Origin of the sequence: Limnohabitans sp. (assembly GCF_017848645.1) — a bacterium.
In the GTDB taxonomy this organism is placed as follows: Bacteria; Pseudomonadota; Gammaproteobacteria; order Burkholderiales; family Burkholderiaceae_C; genus Limnohabitans_A.
The window spans coordinates 1-13,242 of the sequence record NZ_JAFEIF010000041.1 but is presented as its reverse complement, the minus strand read 5'-3'; the positions used below and the strand labels follow the sequence as shown (position 1 = coordinate 13,242).

13 protein-coding genes are annotated in these 13,242 nt (G+C 62.0%); 1 reads left to right on the top strand and 12 read right to left on the bottom strand.

Annotated features, from left to right (window positions below):
• Position 1 precedes the first annotated feature (1 nt).
• From mraY to dapF, 12 genes are all read right to left on the bottom strand, one after another.
• A complete protein-coding gene (gene mraY / locus QZ190_RS08890) occupies positions 2-1,180 on the bottom strand; it encodes a phospho-N-acetylmuramoyl-pentapeptide-transferase (protein WP_291915411.1) in 1,179 nt (392 codons plus the stop codon).
• Positions 1,170-2,618, bottom strand: coding sequence for a UDP-N-acetylmuramoyl-tripeptide--D-alanyl-D-alanine ligase (gene murF / locus QZ190_RS08885; protein WP_291915410.1), 1,449 nt, complete (start codon positions 2,616-2,618; stop codon positions 1,170-1,172). Before murF ends, mraY begins: the two co-directional genes overlap by 11 nt.
• Positions 2,615-4,147, bottom strand: a complete 1,533-nt coding sequence (locus QZ190_RS08880) for a UDP-N-acetylmuramoyl-L-alanyl-D-glutamate--2,6-diaminopimelate ligase (protein ID WP_291915409.1) — start codon at positions 4,145-4,147, stop codon at positions 2,615-2,617. The genes murF and QZ190_RS08880 overlap by 4 nt, the downstream gene beginning before the upstream one ends.
• Entirely contained in the window at positions 4,147-5,886 is a 1,740-nt protein-coding gene (locus QZ190_RS08875; RefSeq protein ID WP_291915408.1) for a penicillin-binding protein 2, read from the bottom strand. Before QZ190_RS08875 ends, QZ190_RS08880 begins: the two co-directional genes overlap by 1 nt.
• A complete protein-coding gene (gene ftsL, locus QZ190_RS08870) occupies positions 5,883-6,194 on the bottom strand; it encodes a cell division protein FtsL (RefSeq protein ID WP_291915407.1) in 312 nt (103 codons plus the stop codon). Before ftsL ends, QZ190_RS08875 begins: the two co-directional genes overlap by 4 nt.
• Positions 6,191-7,120, bottom strand: a complete 930-nt coding sequence (gene rsmH / locus QZ190_RS08865; RefSeq protein WP_291915406.1) for a 16S rRNA (cytosine(1402)-N(4))-methyltransferase RsmH — start codon at positions 7,118-7,120, stop codon at positions 6,191-6,193. Before rsmH ends, ftsL begins: the two co-directional genes overlap by 4 nt.
• Before the next feature lie 5 nt (positions 7,121-7,125).
• Complete coding sequence (mraZ, locus tag QZ190_RS08860; protein WP_291915405.1) at positions 7,126-7,554, bottom strand: division/cell wall cluster transcriptional repressor MraZ; 429 nt, start codon at positions 7,552-7,554, stop codon at positions 7,126-7,128.
• Between the two features lie 339 nt (positions 7,555-7,893).
• Positions 7,894-8,709, bottom strand: a complete 816-nt coding sequence (gene dksA, locus QZ190_RS08855) for an RNA polymerase-binding protein DksA (protein ID WP_291915503.1) — start codon at positions 8,707-8,709, stop codon at positions 7,894-7,896.
• Positions 8,710-9,116: 407 nt separating this feature from the next.
• Entirely contained in the window at positions 9,117-10,214 is a 1,098-nt protein-coding gene (locus QZ190_RS08850) for a GTP-binding protein (RefSeq protein WP_291915404.1), read from the bottom strand.
• A gap of 119 nt (positions 10,215-10,333) precedes the next feature.
• Entirely contained in the window at positions 10,334-11,323 is a 990-nt protein-coding gene (gene xerC / locus QZ190_RS08845; protein ID WP_291915403.1) for a tyrosine recombinase XerC, read from the bottom strand.
• 18 nt (positions 11,324-11,341) lie between these two features.
• The gene (locus QZ190_RS08840; protein ID WP_291915402.1) at positions 11,342-12,028 is read right to left on the bottom strand and encodes a DUF484 family protein; all 687 of its coding nucleotides are present in this window, start codon (positions 12,026-12,028) and stop codon (positions 11,342-11,344) included.
• 25 nt (positions 12,029-12,053) lie between these two features.
• Positions 12,054-12,923: a diaminopimelate epimerase gene (dapF, locus tag QZ190_RS08835; RefSeq protein WP_291915401.1), complete on the bottom strand. Its 870-nt coding sequence runs from the start codon at positions 12,921-12,923 to the stop codon at positions 12,054-12,056.
• A 61-nt stretch (positions 12,924-12,984) separates the two neighbouring features.
• On the opposite strand from dapF, the gene QZ190_RS08830 reads away from it, so the two are divergent.
• Positions 12,985-13,242 (top strand): NUDIX domain-containing protein (locus QZ190_RS08830; protein WP_291915400.1); only part of this gene is annotated, 258 nt, incomplete at its 3' end.

Below are 13,242 nucleotides of genomic sequence, written 5' to 3'. Positions count from 1 at the left end.
CTTACCTCAGCTTCAGGGTCGACAAGCCGACCAGACACAGCAGCATGGTGATGATCCAGAAACGCACCACGACTTGCGTTTCCTTCCAGCCGCTCTTTTCAAAATGGTGGTGCAAGGGCGCCATCTTCAGGATGCGCCGACCCTCGCCGTATTTTTTCTTGGTGTACTTGAAATACGTGACCTGCGCCATGACCGACAAGGCCTCGACCACAAAGATGCCGCCCATGATGGCCAACACGATCTCCTGGCGCACGATCACGGCAATGGTGCCCAGCGCCGCGCCCAGCGCCAGCGCGCCCACGTCACCCATGAAGACTTGGGCCGGGTGGGTGTTGAACCACAAAAACGCCAAACCCGCACCCGCCATGGCGGCGCAGAAAATCAGCAACTCGCCCGAACCCGGAATGTGCGGGAAGAACAAGTACTTGGAATAAACCGAGCTGCCGGTCACATAGGCGAACACGCCCAATGCTGATCCCACCATGACCACTGGCATGATGGCCAAGCCGTCCAAACCGTCGGTCAGGTTGACTGCATTGCTGGACCCCACGATGACCAGATAAGTCAGCACCACAAAGCCCAGCACGCCCAGCGGGTAATTGATTTCTTTGAAGAAAGGCACCTGTAAACCAGCCTTGGGCGGCAGGCTCACATCAAAGCCCGACATCACCCACTGGCCAAACAAGTCGAGCACGCGCATGTTGGACACTTCGGAGATGCTGAACACCAAATACAGCGCGGCCAGCAAGCCGATGACCGATTGCCAGAAATACTTCTCGCGCGAACGCATGCCCTCGGGGTCTTTGTTGACCACCTTGCGCCAGTCGTCGACCCAACCAATGGCCCCAAAGCCCAGGGTCACGATCAGCACGATCCAGACAAAACGGTTGGACAGGTCAAACCACAGCAAAGTGGAGATGGCGATCGACAACAAGATGAGCACACCGCCCATGGTGGGCGTGCCGCTTTTGGACAGGTGCGACTCCATGCCGTAGCCACGGATGGGCTGGCCGATCTTGAGCGAGGTCAAGCGCCGGATGACCCAGGGGCCTGCGGCCAGGCCAATCAAGAGCGCCGTCATCGCGGCCATCACCGCACGAAAGGTGATGTATTGGAAAACACGCAAGAAGCCCCACTCGGGGGACAAACTTTGCAACCATTGGGCCAGGCTAAGCAGCATGGGACTCCCCTTTTTTATTGTTTTGACTGTTCTTGTCTTCGCCCCGTGACAGCAGGGCTTGCACCACGCGCTCCATCTTCATGAAACGCGAACCTTTGACGACCACGCTCTGAAAACCGTCCACTTGCGCCGTGACGGCCGCCAGCAAACGGTCCATGTTCTCGAAGTGTTGGGCTGCACCAAAGGCCTGCGCGCTGTGCACGCACAAGTCACCCAAGGTAAACAGCGCTTCGATGCCGCGCTCGGCGGCGTAGGCCCCCACCTCGGCATGGAACTCGGGGCCTTGGTTGCCCACTTCACCCATGTCGCCCAGCACCAGCAAACGCGGCGCAGGCAACTCGGCCAGCACATCAATAGCGGCACGCACCGAGTCGGGGTTGGCGTTGTAGGTGTCGTCGACCAAGGTGATCTCATTTGTAGCCGTTTGCAGCACCAGTGCACGCGAGCGGCCCTTGACCGGCTCAAACGCCACCAGACCCTGGGCCACGGCGGCCAGGGGCACGCCTGCGGCCAGGGCGCAGGCCGAAGCGGCCAAGGCATTTTTGACGTTGTGTCGCCCGGCGATGTGCAAGCGCACGGGCGCGGTGCCCTCGGGGGTTTTGAGGGTGAACTGCCAGGCACCCGATTGCCAGACCACCACAGCGGCCCTGACATCGGCCTCGCTGTGCGAGGCCATGGCAAAGCAGCGCTGCACCCGCTGACCTGACAGCTCACGCCACACGGGGGTGAATGCTTCGTCGGCCGGAAACACCGCCACGCCCTCAGGGGGCAAGGCTTGCAGCGCAGCGCCGTTTTCGTGCGCCACGGCTTCCACCGTGCCCATGAACTCCTGGTGCTCGCGCTGCGCGTTGTTGACCAAGGCCACGGTGGGCTGGGCCAATTTGGACAAATAGGCGATCTCGCCGGGATGGTTCATGCCCAGCTCGACCACGGCGATGCGGTGGTGGGCACGCAAATTGAACAAGGTCAGAGGCACACCAATGTCGTTGTTCAAGTTGCCTTGCGTGGACAAAGCGTCGTCCCCTGCATGGGCACGCAAGATGGACGCGATCATTTGAGTCACGGTGGTTTTGCCGTTGCTGCCGGTCACGGCGATCAGCGGCAGATTGAACTGCGCGCGCCAACCCGCCGCCAGCTCGCCCAATGCGATGCGCGCATCGGGCACCACCAGCGCGGGCAAACCGTGCGCCAGGGCCTGGGCTTCGCCAGAAGCCTCGCACACCACAGCCACCGCGCCTTGCGCCTTGGCTTGGGCGATGAACTGGTTGCCATCAAAACGCTCACCGCGCAAGGCCACAAACAGGTCGCCCGCTTGCAGGCTGCGGCTGTCGGTGTGCACCCGGTCGGCCACCACCGCTTGCAGATTCACACCACGGGCTTGGCTCAGCCAACTCAGGGCGAGCGTCAAACCCAGCTTCATGGACACGGGGGCATTCATGCGCTCACCCCCTGGCTCTGTGCAGCGCGCTGCTGCAAAGCCCTGCGGGCCTGCGCCACATCCGAAAACGGGTGGCGCACGCCCATGATCTCTTGCTCGCTTTCGTGGCCTTTGCCGGCCACCAGCACCACGTCTTGCGCGGCAGACTGTGCGACTGCGCCATCAATTGCCAAGGCGCGGTCGAGTTGAACGCGGGCCAATGTGGGGTGGCTCAGGCCTTGGACCATCGCGGCCACAATCGCCTCGGGCGATTCGGTGCGGGGGTTGTCGCTGGTCAGCACCACCTGGTCGGCACCGGCTTCGGCGGCTGCGGCCATCAGGGGGCGCTTGCTGGCATCGCGGTCACCGCCGCAGCCCAGCACACACCAGAGGCGACCACCCCGCAGCGACGCCTGCGAACGCAGCGCAGCCAGAGCTTGGGTGATGGCGTCGGGTGTGTGGGCGTAGTCCACGACCACCAACGGGCTGGCCACATCCATTTGATCAACCGACAGATCCACTGGCACGCGCTCCATGCGGCCAGGCACCGCCGTCAGCTGCGCGCAAGCCTGTACGGCTTGTGTCAAATCAAAACCCAGAGCGCGCAAACTGCCGATCACGCCCAGCAGGTTGTCCATGTTGTAGTCGCCGATCAAACCCGTGTGCAGGGTCTGCACGGCCTGGCCTTCGATCACCTCAAAAGCCAAACCCTGGGCACTGGTCAAGGCACGCGCTTGCAGACGGGCCGGGCCGCGCCGCGAGCAGGTCCAGACGTCGAGCGGGCCGCCTTGCAGCTGCTGGGCCAGCAAAGCGCCCTGCACATCGTCGATGTTGATGACGGCCGACTGCAAACCGGGCCACGCAAACAAAGCGGCCTTGGCCGACCAGTAGCGGGCCATGTCCCCGTGGTAGTCCAGGTGGTCCTGCGTGAAATTGGTGAACGCGGCCACGCGGATGTGTGTGCCATCCAGGCGGTGTTCGGCCAGGCCAATGGAAGAAGCTTCGATGGCGCAGTGCGTGACACCGTCATTGGCAAACTGGCGGAACTGGCGCTGCAGCAACACCGGGTCGGGCGTGGTCATGCCAGTGCTCACCAGATCGGGCAAACGGCCCACCCCCAAGGTGCCCACCAGCCCACAGGCTTTTTCCAACACGGGCGAAGACAGTGCCTGTGCCAACCACCAAGCGGTCGATGTTTTGCCGTTGGTGCCCGTGACCGCCAGCACCTGCAAAGCGCGGCTGGGTTGTTCATAGTAGGCGTCAGCCACCCAAGCGGTTTGCGCCTTCAGGTCGGGCATACAAGCCAGCGCTTCTTGGTCGGGGCTGTGCAACGCGTTCAGCCAAGGTGCGTGTCCAGCCTCTTCCATCAGGCAGGCGCTGGCGCCTTGTGCCAAGGCCTGCGTCAGGTAACGCCGCCCATCGGTGGCAGCGCCCGGCCAGGCAATGAAGCCGTCTCCTGCCTGCACCAAGCGGCTGTCGGTGCGCAGCTCGCCCGTCACGCGCGAGCGCAACCAGCGGGCCGCTTCCTGAGCGCTGTGCAGGGTGCGCATCAGAACGACTCCTCGACCGCTTTGGCCACGATCTGGGGCTTGACCGCCATGTCGGGCTGAACGCCCATCAGGCGCAAGGTTTGCTGCACCGTCTGGCTGAACACGGGTGCGGCCACGGCACCGCCATAGTAGACGCCGTTGGAGGGTTCATCGATCATCACAGCCACCACGATGCGGGGCTGCTCGACCGGGGCGATGCCCACGAAAAAGCCACGGTATTTTTTGCTGGCGTAGCCCTTGCCCTCTTGCTTGCGGGCCGTGCCCGACTTGCCCCCCACCGAATAACCGATGGTCTGGGCTTTTTGGCCGGTGCCGCCAGGCCCTGCGGCCATTTGCAGCATCTTGCGCATGGCTTTGGCATTGGCAGCGCTGATCACGCGGGTGCCCTGCACCTGTTGCTCGGCTTTCATCATGGTGGCCGGCACGATTTCGCCGTCTCGCGCAAACACGGTATAGGCCCGAGCCATCTGAAACAAACTGCCCGACACCCCGTAGCCATAGCTCATGGTGGCCTGCTCGACAGGCCGCCACGATTTATAAGGCCGCAAACGGCCACTGACCACGCCCGGAAATGGCAAGGCGGGTTTTTGCCCAAAACCCAACTCGGTGAACATCTCCCACATTTCGCGGGGCTCCAGCTGCATGGCCATCTTCACCGTGCCCACGTTGCTGGACTTCTGAATCACCTCGTTCACGCTCAGCATGCCGTAGGGGTGCACATCGCTGATGGTCGAGCCAGTGATGTTGATGCGTCCCGGAGCGGTCTGGATCATCGTCTCGGGCTTGACCAAACCTTGCTCCAGGGCCAGAGCCACCGTGAAGGGCTTCATGGTCGAGCCCGGCTCGAAGCTGTCGGTCAAGGCGCGGTTGCGCAATTGCTCACCGCTGAGGTTGACGCGCCGCGATGGCGAATAGCTGGGGTAATTGGCCAGCGCCAGAATTTCACCAGTCTGTGCATCCAGCACCACCACGCTGCCCGCCTTGGCCTTGTGCTCCTTGACCGCATCGCGCAGGGTCTGGTAGGCGTAAAACTGCACCTTGCTGTCGATGCTCAGCTGCAGGTCCTTGCCATCGACCGGGTGCACGGTTTCACCCACAGCCTCGACCACACGACCCAGTCGGTCCTTGATCACGCGGCGCGAACCAGCCTGACCCGCCAGCTGCTTTTGGAAAATCAGCTCCACACCCTCCTGACCCTTGTCTTCCACATTGGTGAAGCCCACGATGTGCGCAGCCGCTTCACCCTCGGGGTACAGACGCTTGTACTCCTTGATGTCGTAGACACCCTTGATGCCCAGCGCCCGTATTTCCTTGACCACGGGTTCGTCCATCTGGCGGCGCAGCCAGACAAAGGTTTTTTCTTCGTCCTTGAGTTTGTGCTCGAGCTCGGCGGGTGTCATCTCCAGCAAGCGGGCCAATTGGCGCAGCTTGACCGGGTCGCGCTCGAGGTCTTCCGGATTGGCCCAGATGCTGGGGGCCGGCACGCTCGAAGCCAACAGGACCCCGTTGCGGTCGAGCACACGGCCACGGTTGGCCGGCAACTCCAAGGTGCGGGCAAAGCGCACCTCACCTTGGCGAAGGAAGAAGTCGTTGTCAATCACCTGCACATGGGCTGCCCGGCCCACCAGGCCCAGAAAACCCAAGGCCATCGCAGCCACAATCAGTTTGCTGCGCCAGACCGGGGTCTTGCTCGCCAGCAAAGGGCTGGAAGTCAACTGGACGCTGCGGCTGCGGCTCACGGTTGAGCTCCCGCAGCTGGAAGGGACGCAGCGCCAGTGGCCGCGCCCTGGGCATTCACGTACTGGGTGATGGCCGGTGATGCTGTGCGCATGTTCAATTGCTGACGGGCAATTTGCTCCACCCGCAAAGGCGTGGCTTGAGCGCGGCGCTCGACTTCCAAGCGGTCATGGTCCACTTCGATGCGTTTGGCCTCTTTGCGTGCGGCCTCCAGGCCCATGAACATGCGACGCGACTCGTAGTGGCTGTGCACCAGCCACAAGGCGCTGACCACCGTGGCCACCAGCAAGAGCATGCTCACGCGGGTCATGCGGGCACCTCGGTGCGCTCGGCCATGCGCATGATGGCACTGCGCGAGCGAGGGTTGCCACGCACCTCTGCCTCGCTGGGGCGCACACGGCCATGGGTCTTCAGGCGCATCTTGACTGGTTCCGCAAACGGCACGCGCCGGTCCACCACCTCTTTGGAATGCTTGGCCATGAACTGCTTGACGATGCGGTCTTCCAGCGAGTGGAAGCTGATGACCACCAATCGACCACCCGGTGCCAACACCCGCAAGCTGCCCTCTAGCGCCTGTTCGAGCTCTTCAAGTTCGGCATTGATGAAAATCCGAAAAGCCTGAAATGTCCGCGTTGCAGGGTTCTGGCCCGGCTCGCGGGTTTTGACCGTGTCAGCCACGAGCTGGGCCAAATCGGAGGTGCTTGAAATTGGGCCCCGTTCCTGTCGGCGAGCCACAAGCGCCTTTGCAATCTGAAAAGCAAACCGTTCTTCGCCATAGTCACGTATCACCTCCGTGATTTGATCCACCTCCGCGGTGGCCAGCCAGTCGGCCACACTCTGTCCGCGCGTGGTGTCCATGCGCATGTCGAGCGGGCCCTCAAAACGAAAAGAAAAACCCCTCTCGGGGCTGTCAATCTGAGGGGAGCTGATGCCCAGGTCCATCAGCACACCATCGACACTGCCGGCGGGCAGTTCACCGAGGTGCGAAAAACCCTCGTGCCGAATGGCAAAACGGGTGTCTTCGATGCACGCAGCTTCTGCGATCGCTTCAAGGTCCTTGTCAAAAGCCAACAACCGCCCCTGAGGCGACAGACGGGACAGAATCAGGCGCGAATGACCGCCTCGGCCGAATGTGGCGTCCACATAAGCACCGTCGGCCCCGGCCGAGGCCTGAAGCAACTCGTCCACGGCTTCGTTCAAAAGCACGGTGGTGTGGGTCAGCACGTTGTCGGTCATGGCGCTCAGAAGGAAAAGTCTTTGAACACGTCAGGCATCTCGCCTTGCATGGCCTGCGCCTCTTGCGCGTCGTAGGTGGCTTTGTCCCACAGCTCAAAGTGGTTGCCCATGCCCAGCAGCATGGTGTCTTTGGCAATACCGGCAGCCTGGCGCAATTCGGGCGAGATCAGCACGCGCCCAGTGCCGTCCATCTCGACGTCCATGGCATTGCCTAAAAAGATGCGCTTCCACCATTGGGCCGACATGGGCAACTCGGCGATGCGCTCACGGAATTTTTCCCATTCGGGGCGGGGGAACACCATCAAGCAACCATGCGGGTGTTTGGTGATCGTCAGCTGGCCCTGTGCCGTGGCGCTCAAGACGTCACGGTGCCGTGTCGGTACAGACAACCGCCCCTTGGCATCCAGACTCAGCGATGAAGCCCCTTGAAACACGACGAAGACCCTTTGATGTGGAAAAAGCACATCAGTGGCACCAACTCCCACTTAATTGCACTTTTTTGCACTGTATCAGGAAATAGAGGTCTGACGATGGGTGTAGATCGATTTTTTTCAATGAAATCAAAGGCTTAGCACGTATTTTAAATCTTGGCGGAACCTGATTTTCTTTCTAAATTAAACACTTACACGTCACACTGCAAGTAACATCTCAAGTCATAATAAAGTCAAAAAATTTAAAATCAGTAAATTCAAAACAACACCCACAATCCACCGAACACCCATAAAAAAACCCCTGTCCAGGGGTTTTTTTATGGGTGTTCGGACAATCGGAACTCAGTCGCCAAACATCTTTTGTTTCAGTTCACGCCGCTGCTGGGCTTCCAACGACAAAGTGGCCGTGGGGCGAGCCAACAAACGGCCCACACCGATGGCCTCACCGGTTTCATCGCAAAACCCGTAATCGCCCGCATCGATGCGCTGAATGGATTGCTCGATCTTCTTGAGCAGCTTGCGCTCGCGGTCGCGTGTGCGCAACTCCAACGCATGCTCTTCTTCGATGGTCGCGCGGTCAGCCGGGTCGGGTACCACAACCGTGTCTTCGCGCAGGTGCTCGGTGGTTTGGCCAGCGCTGGCCAAAATGTCTTGCTTGAGGTGGGACAGTTTCAGGCGGAAATACGCCATCTGCTTGTCGTTCATGTACTCATCGTCCGACATCGCGAGGATCTCGGCGTCCGTCAGCTCTTCGACTTTCTTGGTTTTCCAGTTGTTGGCCAGCTTGGGGTCCTTCTTGATCGGCGCAAAAGGCACCGAGACGGCCGCAGGTGCTGCACTGGGCAAGAAACTGGACTTGGCTGCAGTGGAAGCCACTGCGGGTGGCAAGGAAGGCACGGTGATCTGGGCCAAACGGGCCGAAGGCCGTGTGGCGCGAACCAGCTGATCAGCCGCAGGTGCAGGTGCAATGCTGGCCGGATTGGATTCGACGGGAGTTGGGACTGATTCCACTTTGGTAACGCTCATGTTTTTTGCTTTGGGTGTCTGGGCTGGCGGGGCAGCCGTTGCAGCCTTGGGTGCAGCAGACGTTCGGGGAAGGCTGGCTTTGGCAGCCGCTTTGGATGGAGCTGGGGAGACCGCTGCGGTTTTGGCCTTCACTGCCTTGGCAGGCGCAGCCGGTTTGGGTGTGGACTTGGCCTGGGTCGCTGGCTTGACGACCGCTTTGACGGTCGACACTTTGGCCTTGGCAGCAGGCGCAGTGGTTTTAGGGGTCACTGCAGATTTGCCAAGGGGCTTTGTCTTCTTCGGGGTCTTCACGTCTTGTCTCCTAGCCGTGTCAAAGGGCAGACTCCTGACCGTCTGTCCCTGCGCAGCCGACCCGAAACCTGTTCATGTGCTTTTCAAACCCTTGTTATAGACCTTGTGGGGTTCGCCAGCTTCGCCCAAAAGGCGTTGCCATCGGCGGGCGATTGTAGCGACTAGAACGGTCAAAATTTGCCCGGGGGTGGATTAAAAGCCAGAACGGCCCAAAAGCATCGCCCTGCAGCGGCCCAGGGTGCGCGTCCTCACACCAGGCACTGCTCCAGGCCTTGAAGCAGGATGTCTTTGGGCAAATCGATGCCAATGAAAACCATCTTGCTCATTTTGGTCTCGCCATCGGCCCACATCGGGCCCAAATCGCTGCCCATGAGCTGGTGCACACCCTGGAAAATCACCTTGCGCTCGGTGCCGCGCATGTTCAACACGCCTTTGTAGCGCAGCATGCGCGGGCCATAAATGTTAACGATCGCACCCAGAAAATCTTCCAGCTTGGCCGGGTCAAAGGCTTTGTCCGAGCGGAACACAAAGCTTTTCACGTCATCGTCGTGGTGATGGTGGTGCCCATGGCCGTGCGCATGGTCGTGCTGGTGAGAGGGGTGGTCGCAGTGCTCACCGTGTTCATGGTCATGATCATGTTGGTGGGACGGGTGGTCGCAATGCTCACCATGCACATGGTCATGGGCATCGTCTTTCAGGAAGTCCGGGTCGATGTCCAGCTTGGCGTTCAGGTTGAAGCCCTTGAGGTCGAACACCTCGGACAAAGCCACCTCACCAAAATGCACCACTTTTTGTGGGGCGCGCGGGTTCATGTGTTTCAGGCGGTGCTGCAGGGCGTCCAGCTCCTCGGGCGAGACCAGATCGGCCTTGCTGATGAAGATCTGGTCCGCAAAGCCCACCTGACGGCGCGCTTCCTGGCGGTCGTTGAGCTGCTGGGCCGCGTGTTTGGCGTCCACCAGGGTCAGGATGGAGTCGAGCAAAAAGGTCTCGGCGATCTCGTCGTCCATGAAAAAAGTCTGCGCCACCGGGCCGGGGTCGGCCAGGCCGGTGGTCTCGATCACGATGCGGTCAAAGCTGAGCAAGCCCTTACGGCGCTTGGCCGCCAGCAGTTGCAGGGTCACGCGCAAGTCTTCGCGGATGGTGCAGCAGATGCAACCGTTGCTCATCTGGATGATCTGCTCATCGGTGTCCGAGACCAGGATGTCGTTGTCGATGTTTTCTTCGCCAAACTCGTTCTCGATCACGGCAATCTTTTGGCCGTGGGCCTCGGTCAGCACGCGCTTGAGCAAGGTGGTTTTGCCCGAGCCCAAAAAGCCGGTCAGGATGGTGGTGGGGATCAGGGACATGGCGCGGTTCCACTTCAAGACAAGAAAACAGGAGTTGGGGAGTGTAGCGACGAATTCAAGACCGGCATGAGCCCTGCGCAGATGGCCTCACAGGGCATTTGCAGCGCAGGCCCCTGGCCTCATTTGCGCTTGGCGCGGGGATGGGCCGCGTCGTAGGTTTTGGCCAGGTGCTGAAAATCCAGCCGCGTGTAGACCTGGGTGGTGCTGATGTTGGCGTGGCCCAGCAACTCTTGCACCGCACGTAAGTCGCCGCTGGACTGCAACACATGGCTGGCAAACGAATGGCGCAGCATGTGCGGGTGCACCGGGGTGGCCAGGCCCGCCAGCAGACTGCGGCGCTTGAGGCGCTGCGCCACGCCGCGTGGCGTCAGGCGCGTGCCGTAATGGCCGGGAAACAGCGCCAGCGCTATGGAAGATGCCCCAGGTGTGTGCTGCGTCAACATGCCGGTCAACTGCGGCCGCACGGCCAGCCAGTGTGTCAGCGCCTCGATGGCCGCGCGCCCCAAAGGCACAGTGCGGCGCTTGCTGCCTTTGCCCTGCACCTGCACCTCGGCGTTTTGCAAATCAATCCAGCCGCGCCCTGCACGGGCTGCCTCGGTGCTGGCCACCACGTCCAGCCCGGTCAGCTCGGCAATGCGCAGGCCGCAGCCGTAGAGCAGCTCCACCATGGCCGCGTCGCGGGCTTCGAGCCAGGGGTCGTCGTTGTCTTCTTCGTGCTCGGCCAGTTGCACCGCTTCGTCCACACCCAACGCCTTGGGCAAGGGCTTGGCCACACGCGGGGCCCGCACATCGGCCACTGGGTTAAGAGGGATCAAGCCCTCGCGTCCCAGCCAGGTGTAAAACCCGCGCCAGCCCGACAAAATGAGCGCAATGCCGCGCCCGCTGCGCCCGGCGCTGTGCATCTGGGCCACCCAACGGCGCACATGGCCGCTTTGCACCTGCAGCAAGGGCACTTGGGAGGCCGTCGCCATCTGGGCCAGGCGTGTCAAATCCAATTGGTACAGGGTGCAGGTGCGCTCGGCCAAGCGCTTTTCAAAGCGCACATGGTCCAGATAACGGGACACCAACGGGTCGGTGGCCGCCGCGACCGCCATGGCAGCATTCGACATGGCAGCATCCGACAAAGCTCAAGCCTTCTGACGCAAGACCGACAAGGCTGCACCCGCCAGCTCGGCCAGGCGCTCGAGCAGGTCGGTGCCCATCTGGCTGTTGAAGCGCTGGGCGTCAGGAGAGGCCAGCACCAGCAAGCCAAAAGCAGGCTGCCCCGGTGCCGCCCGCAAAGCGAGCAACGCCAACGATGCCGCCTGGGTGGGCTCGTCCAGCCACTGCACGGCTTCGTAGCCCGCGTTCGGCCCCACATAAGGCCGGTCCAGCGAGGTGGCCAGCGCCTGCACCGCCTCGGTCACGCCCTGGGCATAAGCCGCCTGGGCGTGCGCTCCCTGCAGCGACCACAAACGCAAAGCCACCTGCGGCACCTGAAACAGTTCGCGAATGTTGTCCACCGCCGACGCGGCCAGCTGGTCCTGCGGTGTCACCAGCAGCTCGCACGACCAGCGGTGCAGCTTGTCGGTGAGGATCATGTTCTCGTTGCCGTGCCGGATCATGTCCATGATGCGGTGCTCCAGGGCCTTGATCTTGTCGCGCAGCATTTGGGCCTGGCGCTCTTGCAGGCCCACCGCGCGGTGGCTTTGCGGGTGCGTCAGCTGCACCGTGGCCAAGAGTGAAGCGTGGCGCTCGAAAAAGTCCGGCGTGTTCACCAAATAGTCGGCAATGTCGTCTTCGGTGATGGGGCTCATGGGTTCGGGCGTGGTCATGGGGAGGCTCCAGAAATTCAAAGGGTCAAATGGCGTCAGGCACGTCGATGCTGCCCTCAAAAACAGAGGTGGCCGGGCCGGTCATCAGCACCGGGCTGTCGGCCTGGCCGGCCCACTCGATGGTGAGCACGCCGCCGTGGGTCTGCACATCCACACGCGCGTCCAGCCAGCCTTGGCGAATGCCCACGACCACCGCTGCGCAGGCACCTGTGCCGCAGGCCAGGGTCTCGCCCGCGCCGCGCTCGAACACCCGCAGCTTGATCTGGCTGCGCGAGACGATCTGCATGAAACCTGCGTTCACGCGTTTGGGGAAAGCCGGGTGGTTTTCAATCAGCGGCCCCTGGGCCAGCACCGGGAAGGTGTCCACATCGTCCACGCGCTGCACGGCGTGGGGGTTGCCCATGGACACCACACCCACGCGAGCCAGACCCAGTGCGCCCAAATCCAGATCAAACACCGGCCAGCCGTTGACCTGGTCACTGATGAGGCCAACGGGCATGAAGGGCACGCGCGCCCAGTCGAACACCGGCGCGCCCATGTCCACCGTCACGCGGCCGTCGGGGTTCATCCGCAATTCAATCTCGCCTTGCTGCACCTTCACCCGCACCGTGCTTTTGTCGGTCAGGCCTTTGTCGCGCACATAGCGCACAAAACAGCGGGCCCCGTTGCCGCAGTGCTCCACCTCGCCGCCATCGGCGTTGTGGATCACGTATTCAAAGTCCAGCCCAGGTGCAGGCGAAGGCCGCACCGTGAGGATCTGGTCGGCCCCTACGCCAAAGTGGCGGTCGGCCAGAAAGCGGTATTGGGCCGTGGTGAGGCCCAGGCGGCCTTGCGTCTCGTCGAGCACGACAAAATCGTTGCCGGCCCCTTGCATCTTGGTAAAGCGGATGTGCATGGCCGCGATTATCACCTTTGGCCCACACCGGAACAGGCCTCCAGTCCCCCGATAATGGGGCATGGCACGCACCTCCCAACTCCTCTACCCTCAACGTGAACCCGCGCCCCTGCGCCCAGCCGCCACCGTGCTGCTCTTGCGCGACGGCCCTGGCGGGCTCGAAGTTCTGATGACACGCCGCTCCATGACGGCCAGTTTCGCGCCCGGCGCCTATGTGTTTCCGGGTGGCGGCATCGACGCCGCCGATGCCCAAGCGCACAGCATGGCGCAGCGCCGCCCCACCCAAAGCGACCTGCACCTGACGCAGGCGATTGCCGCC

Bases quoted from the DNA above. Each gene is read 5' to 3' on its own strand.
- mraY (WP_291915411.1), bottom strand. From the start codon at position 1,180: ATGCTGCTTAGCCTGGCCCAATGGTTGCAAAGTTTGTCCCCCGAGTGG.
- murF (WP_291915410.1), bottom strand. From the start codon at position 2,618: ATGAATGCCCCCGTGTCCATGAAGCTGGGTTTGACGCTCGCCCTGAGT.
- QZ190_RS08880 (WP_291915409.1), bottom strand. From the start codon at position 4,147: ATGCGCACCCTGCACAGCGCTCAGGAAGCGGCCCGCTGGTTGCGCTCG.
- ftsL (WP_291915407.1), bottom strand. From the start codon at position 6,194: ATGACCCGCGTGAGCATGCTCTTGCTGGTGGCCACGGTGGTCAGCGCC.
- rsmH (WP_291915406.1), bottom strand. From the start codon at position 7,120: ATGACCGACAACGTGCTGACCCACACCACCGTGCTTTTGAACGAAGCC.
- QZ190_RS08850 (WP_291915404.1), bottom strand. From the start codon at position 10,214: ATGTCCCTGATCCCCACCACCATCCTGACCGGCTTTTTGGGCTCGGGC.
- xerC (WP_291915403.1), bottom strand. From the start codon at position 11,323: ATGTCGAATGCTGCCATGGCGGTCGCGGCGGCCACCGACCCGTTGGTG.
- QZ190_RS08840 (WP_291915402.1), bottom strand. From the start codon at position 12,028: ATGACCACGCCCGAACCCATGAGCCCCATCACCGAAGACGACATTGCC.
- dapF (WP_291915401.1), bottom strand. From the start codon at position 12,923: ATGCACATCCGCTTTACCAAGATGCAAGGGGCCGGCAACGATTTTGTC.